General features: G+C 39.3%; 22 protein-coding genes. 4 read left to right on the top strand and 18 right to left on the bottom strand.

What is annotated here, in order from left to right:
* Positions 1 to 38 precede the first annotated feature (38 nt).
* Complete coding sequence (locus AC0J20_RS20750; protein WP_473023198.1) at positions 39 to 1,277, bottom strand: hypothetical protein; 1,239 nt, start codon at positions 1,275 to 1,277, stop codon at positions 39 to 41.
* A gap of 17 nt (positions 1,278 to 1,294) precedes the next feature.
* Entirely contained in the window at positions 1,295 to 1,591 is a 297-nt protein-coding gene (locus AC0J20_RS20745) for a hypothetical protein (protein ID WP_473023197.1), read from the bottom strand.
* A gap of 155 nt (positions 1,592 to 1,746) precedes the next feature.
* On the opposite strand from AC0J20_RS20745, the gene AC0J20_RS20740 reads away from it, so the two are divergent.
* The gene (locus AC0J20_RS20740; protein WP_473023196.1) at positions 1,747 to 2,091 is read left to right on the top strand and encodes a hypothetical protein; all 345 of its coding nucleotides are present in this window, start codon (positions 1,747 to 1,749) and stop codon (positions 2,089 to 2,091) included.
* Complete coding sequence (locus AC0J20_RS20735; RefSeq protein ID WP_473023195.1) at positions 2,091 to 2,822, top strand: N-6 DNA methylase; 732 nt, start codon at positions 2,091 to 2,093, stop codon at positions 2,820 to 2,822. Before AC0J20_RS20740 ends, AC0J20_RS20735 begins: the two co-directional genes overlap by 1 nt.
* Positions 2,823 to 2,915: 93 nt before the next feature.
* Here AC0J20_RS20735 and AC0J20_RS20730 read toward each other — a convergent pair whose 3' ends face one another.
* From AC0J20_RS20730 to AC0J20_RS20695, 8 genes are all read right to left on the bottom strand, one after another.
* Complete coding sequence (locus tag AC0J20_RS20730) at positions 2,916 to 4,247, bottom strand: EAL domain-containing protein (protein ID WP_473023194.1); 1,332 nt, start codon at positions 4,245 to 4,247, stop codon at positions 2,916 to 2,918.
* 132 nt (positions 4,248 to 4,379) lie between these two features.
* Positions 4,380 to 5,045, bottom strand: coding sequence for a hypothetical protein (locus tag AC0J20_RS20725; RefSeq protein ID WP_473023193.1), 666 nt, complete (start codon positions 5,043 to 5,045; stop codon positions 4,380 to 4,382).
* A gap of 380 nt (positions 5,046 to 5,425) precedes the next feature.
* Complete coding sequence (locus tag AC0J20_RS20720) at positions 5,426 to 6,064, bottom strand: hypothetical protein (RefSeq protein WP_473023192.1); 639 nt, start codon at positions 6,062 to 6,064, stop codon at positions 5,426 to 5,428.
* A gap of 10 nt (positions 6,065 to 6,074) precedes the next feature.
* The gene (locus AC0J20_RS20715; RefSeq protein ID WP_473023191.1) at positions 6,075 to 6,917 is read right to left on the bottom strand and encodes a hypothetical protein; all 843 of its coding nucleotides are present in this window, start codon (positions 6,915 to 6,917) and stop codon (positions 6,075 to 6,077) included.
* A 105-nt stretch (positions 6,918 to 7,022) separates the two neighbouring features.
* A complete protein-coding gene (locus AC0J20_RS20710; RefSeq protein WP_473023190.1) occupies positions 7,023 to 7,523 on the bottom strand; it encodes a hypothetical protein in 501 nt (166 codons plus the stop codon).
* Positions 7,516 to 7,818 carry a hypothetical protein gene (locus tag AC0J20_RS20705; RefSeq protein ID WP_473023189.1) on the bottom strand — a complete coding sequence of 101 codons (303 nt, stop codon included), beginning with the start codon at positions 7,816 to 7,818 and terminating at the stop codon, positions 7,516 to 7,518. The genes AC0J20_RS20710 and AC0J20_RS20705 overlap by 8 nt, the downstream gene beginning before the upstream one ends.
* A 30-nt stretch (positions 7,819 to 7,848) precedes the next feature.
* Entirely contained in the window at positions 7,849 to 8,334 is a 486-nt protein-coding gene (locus tag AC0J20_RS20700) for a hypothetical protein (RefSeq protein ID WP_473023188.1), read from the bottom strand.
* On the bottom strand, positions 8,300 to 8,590 hold the full coding sequence (locus AC0J20_RS20695) for a hypothetical protein (RefSeq protein WP_473023187.1): 291 nt from the start codon (positions 8,588 to 8,590) through the stop codon (positions 8,300 to 8,302). The genes AC0J20_RS20700 and AC0J20_RS20695 overlap by 35 nt, the downstream gene beginning before the upstream one ends.
* Before the next feature lie 254 nt (positions 8,591 to 8,844).
* On the opposite strand from AC0J20_RS20695, the gene AC0J20_RS20690 reads away from it, so the two are divergent.
* On the top strand, positions 8,845 to 9,354 hold the full coding sequence (locus tag AC0J20_RS20690) for a helix-turn-helix domain-containing protein (RefSeq protein WP_473023186.1): 510 nt from the start codon (positions 8,845 to 8,847) through the stop codon (positions 9,352 to 9,354).
* 328 nt (positions 9,355 to 9,682) lie between these two features.
* The gene (locus AC0J20_RS20685; protein WP_473023185.1) at positions 9,683 to 10,948 is read left to right on the top strand and encodes a hypothetical protein; all 1,266 of its coding nucleotides are present in this window, start codon (positions 9,683 to 9,685) and stop codon (positions 10,946 to 10,948) included.
* On the opposite strand, the gene AC0J20_RS20680 is transcribed toward AC0J20_RS20685, so the two are convergent.
* The 8 genes from AC0J20_RS20680 to AC0J20_RS20645 form a co-directional block, all read right to left on the bottom strand.
* A complete protein-coding gene (locus tag AC0J20_RS20680; protein ID WP_473023184.1) occupies positions 10,945 to 11,577 on the bottom strand; it encodes a hypothetical protein in 633 nt (210 codons plus the stop codon). The genes AC0J20_RS20685 and AC0J20_RS20680 overlap by 4 nt on opposite strands.
* Positions 11,578 to 12,391: 814 nt before the next feature.
* Positions 12,392 to 13,219 (bottom strand): ankyrin repeat domain-containing protein, encoded by an 828-nt coding sequence (locus tag AC0J20_RS20675; protein ID WP_473023183.1) that lies wholly within the window; start codon positions 13,217 to 13,219, stop codon positions 12,392 to 12,394.
* Between the two features lie 42 nt (positions 13,220 to 13,261).
* Positions 13,262 to 13,603 (bottom strand): hypothetical protein, encoded by a 342-nt coding sequence (locus AC0J20_RS20670; protein ID WP_473023182.1) that lies wholly within the window; start codon positions 13,601 to 13,603, stop codon positions 13,262 to 13,264.
* 2 nt (positions 13,604 to 13,605) lie between these two features.
* Positions 13,606 to 13,944 (bottom strand): hypothetical protein, encoded by a 339-nt coding sequence (locus AC0J20_RS20665; RefSeq protein WP_473023181.1) that lies wholly within the window; start codon positions 13,942 to 13,944, stop codon positions 13,606 to 13,608.
* 3 nt (positions 13,945 to 13,947) lie between these two features.
* A complete protein-coding gene (locus tag AC0J20_RS20660) occupies positions 13,948 to 14,268 on the bottom strand; it encodes a hypothetical protein (RefSeq protein ID WP_473023180.1) in 321 nt (106 codons plus the stop codon).
* A gap of 282 nt (positions 14,269 to 14,550) precedes the next feature.
* The gene (locus tag AC0J20_RS20655; RefSeq protein WP_473023179.1) at positions 14,551 to 14,949 is read right to left on the bottom strand and encodes a hypothetical protein; all 399 of its coding nucleotides are present in this window, start codon (positions 14,947 to 14,949) and stop codon (positions 14,551 to 14,553) included.
* A gap of 88 nt (positions 14,950 to 15,037) precedes the next feature.
* A complete protein-coding gene (locus AC0J20_RS20650; protein WP_473023178.1) occupies positions 15,038 to 15,349 on the bottom strand; it encodes a hypothetical protein in 312 nt (103 codons plus the stop codon).
* 697 nt (positions 15,350 to 16,046) lie between these two features.
* Positions 16,047 to 16,298, bottom strand: a complete 252-nt coding sequence (locus AC0J20_RS20645; RefSeq protein ID WP_473023177.1) for a hypothetical protein — start codon at positions 16,296 to 16,298, stop codon at positions 16,047 to 16,049.

Genomic DNA, 16,298 nt, shown 5'->3' with positions numbered 1-16,298 from the left:
GTTGTGGAACTTAATCCGGAGAGCAAAAAAGAAGCAGCTTAACGGCTTAGGCGACAACTACCTTGAAAAACGCCGTCATTAATACTAGTCTTGCTAGTTCCTTTCCAGCGATTCACACCTTCTACTAATGCCTGTTCACTTAAATATTCCTGATATGCAGGATGCTTTACCAGACCTGACACCGTGGCTTCTATCTTGAGCCGTAAGGTCGATTCGTCCGATGCTACCAGTTCCTGCCATTGCTCTTCAGTAAAATTGCTCATGAGTGTCATTATGGGTAAAGTATCATGCGTAACTTTATCCCCATGGTGTAATGCGTTGACCACATCGTGTCTACGAATGTACTCCCACTGAGATAATAATTTCATAGTATGTGTTAATGCATCCCCAGGTGATTTTTCGATGTGCCACTGATGCATTTTGCTGACCATATATGCGTCAGCTACCATTTCACTATAAAGTTGGATATTACTGTATTTTGGGTGATTTAGAGTCTCATCTATTTGGTTCAATCTTTTCTTTGTATGACTATTTTGTTCATCCGGTGTAATGGTTAACAACTGTTGACGCTCTGTAATTAGTGCATTGACATAGCTAATTGCTACTTCTGAACGATTTAATGTGTGCCCATACTCATGGAAAAATATTTGTAAATTAAACGATTCCAACGCCAATTCACTGTTTAATCCACGTAACACCTCTTGTGCCTGCTTTTTTTCATTGAGCGAAACATTTATTAAATCATCACCGAAATTGTACTGTAAAGTCGGAATGGTATGGTTAAGCAAACCATCATCATCAATGATCTTGTTGAAGGCTTCAATTGAAGAAAGAAAGCTATCACCATAGATAGCTCTGTATTCGTCAGGATGAGCAAATACGGTACGACTCACATTTTCACGACTATTGATATGATGTTGGTGTTGCCGTGCAAATAATTGTGTCGTTTTACTTTGTACCGCTCCTTCATAGGGAATTATAGATTTGTTAATACTCAATCCTATTTTTTCACCAGTTACAGGATCAAGCAACACTACACCTTGTGACACAGCTAATGCCAGTTTGTCCAACTGACTAATATCGATATCTTGACCATGACTCAAACTATAGAATCTGGACACGGAATCAGCCGGGGCCCCATTTACAACTTTTTCAAGAGGAATCAACGCATCTTGGTGCAATTCATTATCAATATTTTTGTCTTCCAAAGACAATAGAGATACATTCGCAGCCAAAGCCAAAGACATCATTGCACCGTGCTGAATGAATTTCTTCATGGGGCATTCCTGCTTAATTATTCTTCACTAAACATTGCCGCATTAATTGCTGTGTAAGTCAGCTCATCAGTATTTTTAATTTCCTTTAGAATAATTTGCGTTGTTTTCTTCAATAATGATGTAACGCGCTTGCTAACTGGTAAAAAGCGAGCAGTGACCTCATCAGTTAATAAATGAAATCGAACGAGTAACGCACTATCTTCAATATCATAACTGACAGCCATAACGTGTTCATGATCGATATCTGCAACAAAATTGTGTAATACCGTTAAACCAGAACGAGTAACAGAAATATCAAAAGTATCAATATTCATAAAATTAACATGCCTTTAGCTTTCACATTTATCATTATGCATATCTATTAATATAAATGCAAAATAAAAGCAGCTACAAAGCCTCTTAACCCTTGCTAAATACAATATTATATTGTATTTTGTTCACTCAATGGTTTTCATAATGGATACTAAACATGTTCAACGTTTATATACCGTCAACTGAGTTGAGTAATCTTGGGATAAAAAAAGGTTCAGCAATTGTTAGCAAGCAAAAGCATTATGCGCAAGGATTGGTTGAAATCTGGTATGAAGGTAATCTTTACAACGCCTGTAACTTAGAAAGTTTTGAGGACAAGTGTACTGTAGCTGCATTTCGATGCAGAGATAAGGCTTCTACCGTAGCTAAATCTGTTGTACCTGCTAATAAGCTAGAGTGCATTGGTACTTTCGACTTGAATACCAAAAAGTTTATTGCCAACACCTCTCACTGTAATCGCATGGCCGATTGGCTGAACTCTGATAAGCGGGAGACGCTATAATGCCTAAGTTAAGTAATGATATTCCAACGTTACAGCGTAACTTGTCTAATTTGCTCATTCATTCATTTCATCTTGTACCTAATGGTGATCCCTTTAATTGGTTGCTTGATGAAATGCTTGCTACCCTGGGAAATTTAAAGAAAAAACCTTCTGAACATGACTTTTTTAATGAGAGGAGGGGGAACTGGCTTAAAGATGCTTCTTCGATATTGCGCCAGATTTATCTTTTATCAGATCCGTTTAGTGATCCTCTTGGAGAGTTGTATGAGAGCCTTGCTGCCTACAACCGCAAATCATTTGGTCAGTACTTTACCCCCTTTAATATTTGCATAATGCTGGATCGGATAACAGGGGTGACACCTGATGTAATAAATCGAAATGCTGCACAACACCAGGGGCCTTTATTACTGAATGATCCGGCTGGAGGTTCTGGTCGCTGCATGTTGGCCCCTTGCAAGCGTCTGTATCATATCGATCCTTCACTGCTGACTAAAATAGGCGTATATATCAATGATATTGATATCACATGTGTAAAGATGATGACAGTTAACTTTTTTAGTGCTTTTACTTTTCATAATGTGGAGCTAGGCAAACTGGCTATCTTCCACGGTAACACGCTGCAGCCTGATAGTTGTACACTGTACGCTAGTGCCAGTCCCAAAAGCATAACGCACACTAATAAGCAGAAAGTAGATCATGCAACCACTAAGATAGAGAGCTGTGTCGTCTGATGCGATTAAATGACTCTGGCTGATGTAGAAAAATTTCAATCTCCTCTCCTGCCCCTGTTTCTGAGTGACAATTAAATTAGGGGAGGGGGAGGACTATATTGTCTTGTTTGTAGAGGCCGTATCTGTACTTTCTTTAATGATGCTCGGTGGTAACTTTCTCTTTATACAAAACTGTTTATCAAATTGAGCTCGACTGATTGGGCGAGAGAAAAGGTATCCTTGCGCACTATGTACGCCTGTTCGTTTTAGTACCTCTAATTGTACTTCTGACTCTACTCCTTCACCTACTACAACCGCTTGAATGGCACCCGCCAAGGCTACTATGCTACGTATAGCTTGTTCGTATTTATAGGGAGCATTAACACCGACCATACTAATGAGGGATTTGTCTATTTTGATTGCATCTATGCATGGTAATTCCATCACTTTGCTGATGTTAGAGTAACCTATACCATAATCATCTATAACGATGCTTATACCCATCTGGCTCAATTGTTCGATGTGATCACGTGTAATTTCATCACTGGCAAAAAGCGCATCTTCTGTGACTTCTATTTCGATTAAATTCACGATATGTGGTTTTAAAATGGATAATTTCTTGAGGGTCGCAATTACGTCTACTGAATGTAGTTGGTAAGGGGAAAGGTTGAATGCTATCTTTAGAGGAACTCCTTTGACGTAGTAAGCTTCAGCCATTTTGAAAACTTCATAAATACACCATTTCCCCAGTGTCTGTATAACATCAAGTTGTGTAGCTGCTGCAATTACTTTGTCAGTAGGCCAATATCCACCATTTTTCTTCCTCCAGCGCAGTAACGCTTCCACTCCTGTAATTTCAAAAGTTCCCAAATCTACCTTTGGTTGAAGATGCAGCTCCACTCTGCCTAATTTCGTTTCGTTTATAAAATCTGCCAGCATCTTAGTTTTATTAATATAGAAGGGGCTGTTGTAATTACTCTCATAAAGAAAAAGCATATTCTCATTCTTAGCTTTTTTTAAACCCTGCTCACACGCAGCAAGTACAGTTTCAGGTGTGTTGCTCGCTTTACCAAATGGTGAGGTTATCACTCTGATTATCGGTTTAATACTGTCTTCTAATTCGGGAATTTGAATAGTCTTGCACACGTGATGCGTGATAAGCATGTAATGGTGTTTAGCCTGTTCGCTTGTTAAAATTGAGGGATAGAAGATAAACCATTGGTCTTTATAGAAACGACAAATACTACCGTGTTCACCGGTGAATTCCATAATGCGCTCTTCCAGTATCTCTAATACTTTGGTTCCTATCTGATACCCATGGCGGTGATTGATCATGGAAAAGCGTGCAACATCAATGAGGTTCAATGTGCCACTTAAATTCTGTTCGTATTTTTTGATAAGTGCTTCAATGAACTCCACCATGTCCACAATATAGGGGGAGTCCATTGTCTTCAAGTTAAAAGCGGCGCTCAATGGTATGTTTTGCATAATTTAATTATTTTATAAAATTATGCCTATATACTATCAGTTATGCTTGATTTTGCGCAAATGCTAATGCAATTGAAAATTGAGCTTCTTTCAGGCAGTTGCCGACTGCGCACCTCTTTTATTAAGGTCACGACCAAGGTTAAATAAGCCCGTTTCGACCTCATCGTGCATCAAAGATACAATTAGTTGTGTGTGCATATTTACTTTACATTCCCCGACCACTACAAAACCGAGCTGGGTAAATGTTTGCTTAACATCATGAAAGATAAATGTGTCTCTGGCCATTATATCGACATATACACTGTCCTTGTTTGTCCATTTTTTGGGATTGTGTAATTGCTGAATTTCAGAATCTGCTACACCTACTAGTCCAACAGTTTCGTATTGGTGTTTTTGCAACACTGTAATCGCATAACCGTCCGCGGTTTCTCTATATATTGAAACCATTTGATGGCCCAGCAGTTCAAATGCATATTTCAAGCGTTCTTCATCTGGGCGGTTATAATATTTATAGATAGCTTTAGCGGTCTGATAAAGGGATCTAAGTTCTTTATCAAAATGAATCTTAAATCTCTTTGTTTTTATGCCTAATCGTTCGTGAAGGTAACGCATAAACTTTTCCCGGTCATTAATAGGGCCTGCTTTCTTCAGATAGTTGCGAGCAAAGGCCGAGAAGTCACCACTTGCATCATTGAGGCAAAATGCAATGCAACAGTTGTGCAGTGATTCAAGACATTGATATCTGAATTTATCCATGTTTCCTCCGTTATTAATCGTCGCTTCTTAGCATTACATGTATGGTTCTTAGTGTGGACTTTAGTTCCCACGGGGTAGATGTATATGCCCATGGGCTTTCCCGCGTACCATAATCTATGCGGAAGATACATCGGTAGATCCTTTTGTCGTGATGCACTGTAAAGTCACCAACATCTCGTAATAAATCGTGTTTGTGGAAACGACACTGCCCAAGGGCTTTGACAATCTTGCTTTTGACCATGTCACTACAAGCATTAATCTTGTTACTTAGAACAATTTTGTGCGGTACCATTTTAGAACGCATGCGGGCCTTATCATTCAAAATGCCCGTCTGACGCTGCCGAATCATTTGGAAGTAATTTTGTTCATCACCCGAAGTCTCATCCATGTTGGATAAGCCTCTCAAACAATTGTGTTTCCGCATCATGAGCTTCTAAATTTATATCTTTTAATACGGAAGTTATTAACTCACTAGTGATATTGACAGGCTTCATTCCTGAGTTTGTTTGCGATGCTTCTATAGCTAAAACACAATTTTTTAATAGCACAGCGATAAATACGTCTTGGGCTTTGAGTTGTGCAAGAGTTAAAAAGTATGAGTAAAGGGAGTACGACCAAAACCCCTGGTGTACCTGTTCAACGAATTGCATTGCGGCCTGAATGACACTTAATTCATTTAAAGAGAAATTAGCAACCAGTCCCTTATTTAGACGACTTAACCGTCTGGCAGGAGTGCCTGAGAGAAGATATGTTAGCTCTGCTTGGTGGTATAATAATCTAATAAGGTACGGTTTCACTAGCAACCTGGTATCCATGCTTAATTGACGGTTTAAATCACCAGCATTTGAGGCCACACCAGTTACCATAAGAGCGTCACGATATATACATGAATGCAACTCTATGACATTAGTTGGGGCATGAACTGATTGTGCTGTTAGCGTCATTCGCCTATGGGTCGCTGCCATCATTAATCTGTTTTGATGAGAACTAAATGTATAAAGCGGCGTCACTGGTACCATAATTATTCCTTTAAAAAATTAGTGATGACAAAGTCATATATTTAGGCTGTTCGGATGATCCGTCTGATGACAATGCTCTGCCTTTATTTGGTAACACAATTGTTAATGATTTTTGTGTTTTATCTGATTGCTCACCTACAGGTTTATTGACATTTTTTGATAATGTCGCATCCGTTTCTTCTTTGGATGCAATTTTACATGACGAGGATGCTTCATCATGTAAAGTTATATCCAGAGTAGGCGATTGAGAGATTGCCGATCTCTGTTTTTTAATAGGAGAAAGCGCAAGAGGATTGGCTGCGTGAATAATAGAAACTTCTCGGAGCATTTTTGGGGTTAAAGTAGTTTTAGCATGAGTAGACACGTCAATGGCCGTCCAACCCCGACGCTTTCCCAACGCTGAATGCAATGTATAATAGCGATTTTTCAAGCTAACCTGGTCTCCTGGTGCCAGCCGTTTTAGTCTTTTCTTATGCTGTTGATCAATACTGTACTGTTCGTGCCACTGAATAACGTTAGAGCGGTATTTCAGTGATTCTTTAAATAAGGAGGGGAGGGCGTTAGCCTGTTCAATAATGTTAGCAGGACAACTGTAAAGCGTTGAAGTGCGTTCAGTATACACTCTGACACCATAAGCTCCTTTCCCCCGGCGATAAGCAATTTCAGCGCTAATTATAGTAGCGCAGTTATCGGGAGTTTTTAGAAGCATGTAATAGAATTTGCCACGCCATGCTGCTCCTATAATCTTGCTGTTTTGAGGGATATCTCCCGGCCAAAGAGTTACGTCTTGCGTCAATGCCGTCGCGGCTTGTTTACGATTTTTCCACGATGACTGAATTTTCCAATCTGACATAGCAGCTACCTGTGTATTTCGATGTATCGATGTTCAAAGAATACACTAACGAATTATAAAATACAATATAATATTGTATTTTATAATTCGTTTAATATCGCCATTTTACATAGTCATCTGTGGAGGGGTGTATTCCACAGTATCAGTGGCCTCGCTTGCTGGGTACTTACTAAAAAATTGCTGAATAGCTGATTGGATAAACTCTGGATCCGGATGATTATTTTGTTCAAATAACTCCATATCATCCAATATGCCTACCTCATAAAGCTTACAGGCATAATATCCAGCGTTACTGTTATCAATAGAATTACGTGCCTGCAGTTCATTTTTTAAAAACTTAACTGAGACATCAAGTAGTTCACTGACTCCTTGCTCTGTATTTGTTGAACTACTCGTCAATTCGTCTTTATTGAACGCTTGTAAAGTTGCCGCATGCATATTTAAAGCTCGCTGAGTTTTAGCGAGACGCCGCTGCATTGCCTCATCCAATTTAGGCCATGTAGATTGTCGCAAAAACTGGCCATTTTCATATTTAGCAATAAATCGTTTTGCTGCCGTTGACTGTACGATACGCTCTGATATTTCATAAAGGGCAGGGCTAGCCATCGGACACCTCCTTTGTAGCCGGAATGAAATCAGTTTTGACAACATGAATGATATATCGAGCTGAGTCGATATTTTCATTGACCTGCATCATAGTATCAGTGTCAATATTTTCACCATCATGTAACATCTCTATACAGCTAACCAGGCCCGCAATACACGCCTGCATTGTCTTCAGAATGTCATTAATTGCCTGTATATCCACTTCAAAATCAGGAGTAACGCTAATCAGCAGATCTATACAGTCACAACCTTCATATATTAGGGGGTAAATCAGCTTTTCTATCCCGGTACTCATAGTATTCTCTTAGTTACCTGCCGGTATTCGTTAAGGTTTATAAACGCCCGCATTTATATTATCTATAGTAGAGCTATCGTCTTGCGGCAATACACAACACTTACTGAGTTGTAATAACACATCCTTTTTCAGGACTTGCATATCCTGAGCAGGCAACATCCCACCCAACTGAGCTTCTGATAGCTCCCCGGCTTCATACAATCGGAAAGCTGCTAAGGTACAACGATGATTATCGTCCAACAGTTGAGGTTCAAGTGCGAACTGCATTAGCTCTGCTTCAGTAACTGCCATAGCAGTTGAGCTAATTTCATTCAAAGCCCGTTGAGAGCGGGCCTTCATGTACTGTAAATGAAAACTTTCTGTAGCGATGACTTGTGTGTCTAGATATAAACAAGAGGTTAGATGCAAAAATCGAGCGGCAGTTTCAGAGCGTTCAATTTTCTGCGCAAAAGAGTTTAGTGCTGAGGAGGTTGTCGGTTTGTTATTCAGATTGTTCCAGGGCTGGGATGAATTCATTGTTTATATCTCGAATAACCTCTTTAGCAGCCTCAATATCTTCCATAATAGACATAAGTTCAACAGGTTCGCAGTCACTGTCAAGAACAGCCTTATTTTGAGACAATTTCACTATCATTTTAAGCATCAGTTGCTTGACCTTAGCCACAGCCTCTGCATCTTGTTCAAAACTGATTTTACTTTCGTTTCTCTCTATACGAGCAAGCAGATCTTTTATTGTTTGAATCTGATCAATCAGCGTCGTTTTAATATCCACGGTTTTAACCTCAAACTACATTGTCATTATATCAATCATGCTATTAGTGTATTCAGCTCTGCTTGTTCGGGTCAAACACTTTCTATTTTCATTATGCATAGGTGTTATAATATTTGCAACAACTTTGCCTTTCCCCCTTTTTCTGGAATTCATTTGTCCCGACTGTTAAAATTAAAACTGAATTATACTATTTAGCGACACATATGACCGTACACAAAACGTATGCACTACCTGAAGACAATCGGCAACTAATCATGACAGCTCTGAGAGTTCTTGATTTAGCCAGCATTCAGGAGTTGGCTGATTATTTAGGTGTGTCTCATCAAAGTGTCTCTCAGTTGTTTCGTAGCGACAGCAAACCGACTACGACAAACTTATTATTGCGTCATTTGATTACTCACATTCCTGTCAACAACCTCTCTCCAGAGAAAGAACAGAAAATTAGTCACCTTGGTCGTAAATTTCAAACTTCTGAGGACAGAAGGAATAGAAAAAAAATTCGTTCACTGGAAATAGTGCCTTTACCTTTTGACACCTTGACTCCAGGGCGACCAATAGTATACCGAGCGAAATTTCCCAACCAACATATCAAAAATGCCCCATGTTATCCCGGGGTGGTTGAGTCTGTGGCTGAGCGTCAGGCATATATCAATGTCATAAATCCTCAAAGTCAGTTGTTTGAGAAGAAAAGAGTAAGTGTAGAGAGCTTGTTTGAGCCTGACAAAAATGCGCGGGCGATTATTACTGAAAGATTTAACTTATAACACCTACAAGTGAAAATATTTGATCTGCAAGCAATTAATGCTTCAGTGTGCAAGGTATGTCAATTATGCTTGTATTTTTATGACGTTAATCAGTGAATACTCTGTGGCTTTTCAGCACTATAACACTTTCGATGGCAACTCCTTATTTGATATTTACTTAGATGAAGTGCATCTGGGGATCTGTCGGCTGGATACCATTCATTCCGATGTTCTTACTAAGGCGCTCACGATTCTTGATTCTCATCGTTCAGGATCTCCAGTTTGTTGTGCACCTCTGAGCCTCAAGGTTCAAATAGGTTTATACCACGTTTCGATCGCGGTAGTTTAAATGAGTGACTTTTCTGGTTCTCCTATGTCTGATAGCGATATAAAGTCTTTAGCTGAAAAGCACGGAGTTGATCAAGATAAGTTGCAAACCTTATTGAACACCGGCTTTACTATTGAATCAAGCTTAAAGCTATTAAAAAAGCACAACACACCGATGGCGCGCACGTCAGACAGTGAAAGAGCATCACAGCCTGTAATGTATCGTGGTGAGAAATATGACAGCGTCATTAGTTTGTGTAAGCGACTAAATGTACACCCTACTGCAGTAACAACATTACAGCGTCAGGGGATGGATTTAAGTGAAGCGGTCGCTTATCTCGTAAACAATGGTAACTACCCATTTAAAGAAAAAAAATCGTCTTACATAGCTACTATGGAGTCATTTTTTGGGCGCAAGATAGAACCCGGAATGGTTATACCTTATGACACGCTGAAAAGTGCTTATGAAGTAATGGCCAATGAAGATGTTAAGGCTATGCAATCCGGATTAGAACCTGGTACTGAAACGACATTATCTCTGAAAGATGTTACTGAGCATTTTACTGATGAGGTAATGCAACAAATGTATCGTACAATTATGGCATCTCAGCATCTTATAGTCAGCGCCCCTAAAATTACACTTGCTACGCTAATACCTTTATATCAGCAATGGTTGGCTCGCCTTTTTTGTCGTGCCGAAATGTTGACTGTGAGAGACTTGCGGACTTTAAGTGGTACTACTCTTGATAATCTGGCCCAATATAAGGCTCTTAAAGTGAGATCCCAGGCTGCGCATCTGATATTGGACCTGACGGACATAACTACAGATTGGCAAAATAATACTGAGTTGGGTGAAATATTGAGGTTTCGTAGTGCCTCAAAATCTCCGGTAATAGTGTTATTGCAGAGAGACTTACTTTCATATACACCGATACTTTCTACTTACGCTATTGAATCGTTTAAAGAACTCTCCGCAAAGCAGTTTTTAGGTAATACTCTGCGTCTTTATTTAGCGTTTACTAATATACCGTCATCTTATGATAAGTATTGTGTAATAACCCTGGCGAATTCAAAAGCAGAAGCGCTTGCACTGTCTATCCCCGTATTTGATAAAGTACGTCGAGGGTACGGCCATGACTGCATTGAAGTGCACCTGTATCGACGTGAGTGGGTTGACCAATATAATAAATCGTCTCACCCTGTTCATGGCGTAATGGAAGATGCGCTTTCGAGAACGTCAGCTGGTGTTCTGCGTTACTTCCAACAGCGATATCTTTTTGTCCCTTAATTTATATTTCGGACTCCTTGTGCACTAACTCCCCAGATTTCCAGCGGTTGTTCCCCATGGTCAAAATGCAAATACAGGTGATTTGAATTGGAATGAGTGAAACCCTTCCATGTATAATTTTCGACAACCCGCAATCTGGCTTCGGTTGTGCTGCTGGTAGTATTGTGGCCTCTTTTTGGGGAATATTGCCCATCCATACTTACAAAACTGTATCCTATTCTCAATCTGAAACATTTTTTCACCATCGAAGATGGCATAAGGCTAATTTCCATATACGTCTTAGACGGAACAATCACGGGATGAGCCTGCTTCATTTCACAAACTTTAGCTGGTGATCTCATGTCAGGCTCCAACGTCAAGTTGTTGTAACTCATTGATTTATTAGTCGGATTAGATATTTTCGCTATAATAGCTTTCGAATCTTTGTGAATACCGTAATTAATTATCACCTCACGAGCACTACGATTATCTTCCGCCTCATATACCACAGACGGAATATACGATGCGACGGGGATCTGCTCATTGCCCTTATTGTGTTTATTGTACGAAGTTTGCCCAGCACATCCACTTAAAACACTAACAACAATCATAAGATTAACTTTAAATACCTTCGCAATCGAATTCTTCATAAATAATTCCTGAAATTGTGCAGTAATAGCTATTTAGAGTTACACAACTCTGCACATTGTAGGCTGGTTACTCTTTCTGTAACTATACTTTTTGAATTTACCTGAACAGCAAATTATTGTCAGGGTATTTCGACTTCGACTCCTGCGTAACAAAAGACGTTCACATTCTTAACGTCAATTAGGAAATACCATCATATTTCGCATTCAAACTTTAGACCTTGAGATGAGCCATCTCCATATCTTTTTTCGAGTTGTACCGTACGAGCGCCAAATGCTCTTCATACATATCCATTAACTCATCATCGGAGATGCTATTGTCAGCACAGTGAATTGTCAGTTTTGCGTCCAAAACGACATTAGGTGTGGTTCTTAACGATTTCTTTGAATATTTGTCAAATTTACTCACGTATTTTTCCCATGTTGTGATAAAAGGTTTCTTGCAGTATTTTGTGATTCAAACTCTTTAAAACCTTCTGCATATGCCATTTTCTAAACCTTGCGGTTAAGCTTATTAGTTTGGTTTACCAGCTTTCTATTGCTCTTTTTGGCTCCGTTTCTAGTGCACTTTACAACGTCAATACACTGTAAAGATGAGTATTTTTCTTGTAACCACGGTATAGGCTGCAACGCTATTCTTGCTCTCAGCTTGCCAACTGGTCTGGTTTTTCCATTTAAGTACTCATCGGCCCATATCTCATAATCCAATACGCATTTCTGATATTCTGATAGGTCATCAGCAAAAGAGGCGTTTGACACTGTAAGCAGTAAAATTAATTTAGCTAACAATTTCACGTTAAAACGTATTCCCCTGTTGTTAATTTGAAGCCATCAGTGAATTTCTGATTAAGCTTTTAGTATGTTCATCATAGGCATAATCAATTACAGATTTGTTCTGGTTGCACCTCATGTTAGGTGAGCAGTCTGCGCCGAGATCTATTAACAACTCAACCAAGGGATATGCTCCTATGTATGCAGCTCCCATTATTGCTGTTCTTCCATCTGCGTTTCTTTGGTTGACGTCAGCACCTAAAGAAATCAGGTAGTTAATGCGTTCCAAACATTCAGGGACAAGATCTTCTTGAAATTTAATCCCATATTCGCCAGAAATATTACATGCTTGTTGCAGAGGTGTAGTGCCATGATCCCCTTGAGCATTAGGAGATAAAATTTTTTGTACAGAAAGAAATTTAAGAACATTTAAGTGTCTCGCTCCCATAACACTTATAGTATCCTTCTGAAATTTATAGCCACACTGTTGCAAATGTTTTAATACTTCGACACATCCGTTCCATGCAGCAATATTTGCAATAGTGTTTCCGTATTTATTCTTCCACCCATGTATTGATTCACTGTTTTGACTAACCAGATAAAGAGCCTTGTTTTCTTCATTCAGGCGCATGTGAATAGATGCTTGTTCTAAAGGATGGATTTCTTTTTCTGATTCATTCACGTATTCCTTACCCGTATCCAAATGGGCAACTAATGCTGGTGACGCATCAACCTTGATCTTTCTCTCATCGCTTTTCGGTGAGAAAACAACATTGATATCGTAATTTTCAAATTCTGGCTTTGAACACAACTCTTGACCAAGTTCGCTCATATGGATATAAAGCCGCGCTGCTTCATTCAATTTTTCAGTCATTATCATCCCCTGTTACAAAGTTAATTGATGGTTCGCAACATTTTATTTACTCGAATTCAAATTGATATAGAAATTGCCGCCGTCACAAGATGCGTTTACATGAGATGCTTGAGTACAGAAGACTGCAGGAACTTCTTTGGCTTCAAATCCATCTGGGGTTTTCAACAATGCTTCCCCCCAGGGAGCGAGAGCCGTTTCATTTGGCTGTAAATTGTTTAGCGCTACTACCATCGATTCTAATTGACTCATTGCTAGCTGATGTTTGACTACCTTTCCTAAAACCAAACTAAATAAAGCCGCTAAAACAGCGATAACGATTGTTCTTTTAGGCTTTGAAAGCCCGTAATTAGTTATCCTATCTATCATGCCCATTGTTCTATTCAACCTCACTTCCTTCCTCGTTGCAGCAGACTGTTATTCGCTACCAGGGCCAACATTGGCTCCAAATTGCTTTTTGCCTCTGATTGTTTAAAGCTAACAGCTTCACTAATTTCAATATCGCCACCACTATGGCCTCGCTCATACAATGAACAAATATATTCTTCGGTAATATGTTCAATCGTAACATTTACATAAATACCGCAAGGGATTGTAGGATCTCTAAATTGAATGAAGAGAACGTCTGTTTTATCTTCGCTATCGTCACCCTCAACAAGCAAAACTGGGTAGCCAGCCTTTTCTAGAACAGGTTCAAGCATTTGGCTGAATGGCAGTAAATTACGCATTCTCTAATCCTTGCTCGTTAACATACTTAATGGGAGGTCATAACTCACCTTCACGCATCCTTTGAATAAAGCAGTAGCAATGGGTACAAACAAAAATGTGGCAACAAATAAAATGCCTTTGTGACTTGATAGTTCCACCAGCTTTAATGTGAATGCTCCCTCTATTACCGAAGAAATAAGAATTAGAGAAAGTCCAAATGAGGTAACACCAATAGCTGGAGCTAATAAAAACATAATAATTTTAGAGGAAGCACAGTTTAAATTAACATGATTACTGGGCCACACTTTTGAATTAGTAGCTTTGCTTATTAGTGTTTTTAACATGGCCTTGCCTTATCTTGCGTAATCAATGAGTGAAACAGAGCGACATATAGAAAAATAAACCCTGCAACCACAAACTAACCGGCATTTGTATCACTCCCTTGCTGAATACTTTTTCAAAAATCTATCTCTTAAGCGAGAAAGTTGCCCAGCTAGGACTTGGGCTTGCTCACGTTCAACTTTGGTTTCGAACGCATTGTTATCACATATGTGATCAATAGCCTCATTAAAAGCGTTATACCTTGCGTCTATTTGCTCTTTACTAAGCTTATTTCCCGTCATGAGCTACCCTTCGGATGTTAAAATTTTAGATAAACGATTTAGTGCTGCGTCGTTCAGGCCTTCACCGGCGTCCAAAAAACTCTGTAGACACATCTTATCTAATCGTTTTTGATCATTATGTGAAAGACTATTGAACGTTTCGTTGACCATGTGTGGTTTCATTGACAGCACCGTTACACAAAATTCTTTAAAAGCGCCTCTGTAAGCTGCGTTGAATCTCTTGGTAAGTTGCTTGCTTGTGAGCGTGGGTAACTCACTATCAGAATAAAATTTTTCAACAATACGATAACCGAGGGATATCCCGCGCTCATCCTGCTTTCCGAAATTGCCCTGCAAGAACTGCCAAAAAGTTTCTTTCAGGTGCTGGAATTCCATGCTTTCAGTACCAGTTTTTACAAACATTTCTTACCCTGACTTAAAAGTTTGTTGATAATGCATGCTGTTTGAAAATGTTTAGGTACATTGTCAACCAGCGTGATTCCTCTCTCGCTTATTGGCCAATAGCCGTATTGAAAATATAGAACCCAATGGCCACCAGGGCACCAATCGATATCCATCTCATGGCACCTAAAAAAGAAGAAGCAACTGCTGAAGCTACTAATTCAGCAGACTCTCTTCGGTCGTCATTCATCATGATGTAAGGGGGAACAAGTAAGACTAAATATGATACAAATAGATGGATCCATAAATCCGGGCTTGACTTAAAAACGCCCGCCGCCACGAGGTCTTCAATCCACCAGTAATCGGCAACAAAACCCAGACATCCTGTAAATACTAAACTAAATAAGACAAAATCTTTCACGTTTATACATTCCTCATCAAAATTAAGAAGTTAACTCAGTTTTAGCAGAAGCTATGGCATGCTGATCAAATGATGCCGCATCACTCTACCGACCTATTTTTACGTAAGCAATTATCACTATTCCTTGTTCGTAGTATTGGGAGTAACTAGTACAGGTCCCACATTTTGAATGGTGGTAGCTATAGGGCTATGTTGATGCTTTTTTACATTAGCGACGTATTCATCTGGATCTTGCTGTTTTATGTCATCAATAGCGCAACGCATAGCGGCAGTTAGAGACATGTCATCGCTCGATTTGTTAGGCACTGTTCTTCTCCTCTGCAATGTATTCTTTGAATTGTTCGATGGGAGGAAGGTATTCCGAAACTAATAAAAACATAATAATATTAGAGGAAGCACAGTTTAAATTAACATGATTACTGGGCCACACTTTTGAATTAGTAACTTTGCTCATTAGTGTTTTTAACATCTCTATTCCTCCCCAATTTCCGACATTATTCTTTTATACCGTCGTCTTAAATGAATAATCCCTAATACCCCTAAAACAAAAAACGGGATTCCTGAAATAATGACGTTTTCTGGTGGATATTTTAGGTCGTCGGGATATATCAGGCCGCATAGAATAGCAGACAAGCCCAAAATGAAACTAAGTGGCGCTCCAAGAGACAACATAATGGGTAGTGGTGGTATAACGGTATTATTCATAATCTTCCTCACCTAGATAGTTTCGTGCGATAACTCTTAACACTTGGCTGTTAACCATGTCTTGAGCATGGTTTAGGTGAATACCATCAAGTTCTTCAGTTATTTCTCTGGCCAGTTTCTTTACAGCAGAGTTTTCAGGGTAAGCCCCATGCTCTTCAAGGTGGAATAACTCAAGAGCCAACACTTTTAAATTGGGCTTGCTAAGAGATTTGATATTTTCAAGTACTGTGATTTTTCTAGCCAT

The organism is Planctobacterium sp. R6, from assembly GCF_055755215.1.
The sequence above is the reverse complement of the archived record's forward strand: the minus strand, read 5'-3'. Positions and strand labels throughout refer to the sequence as shown.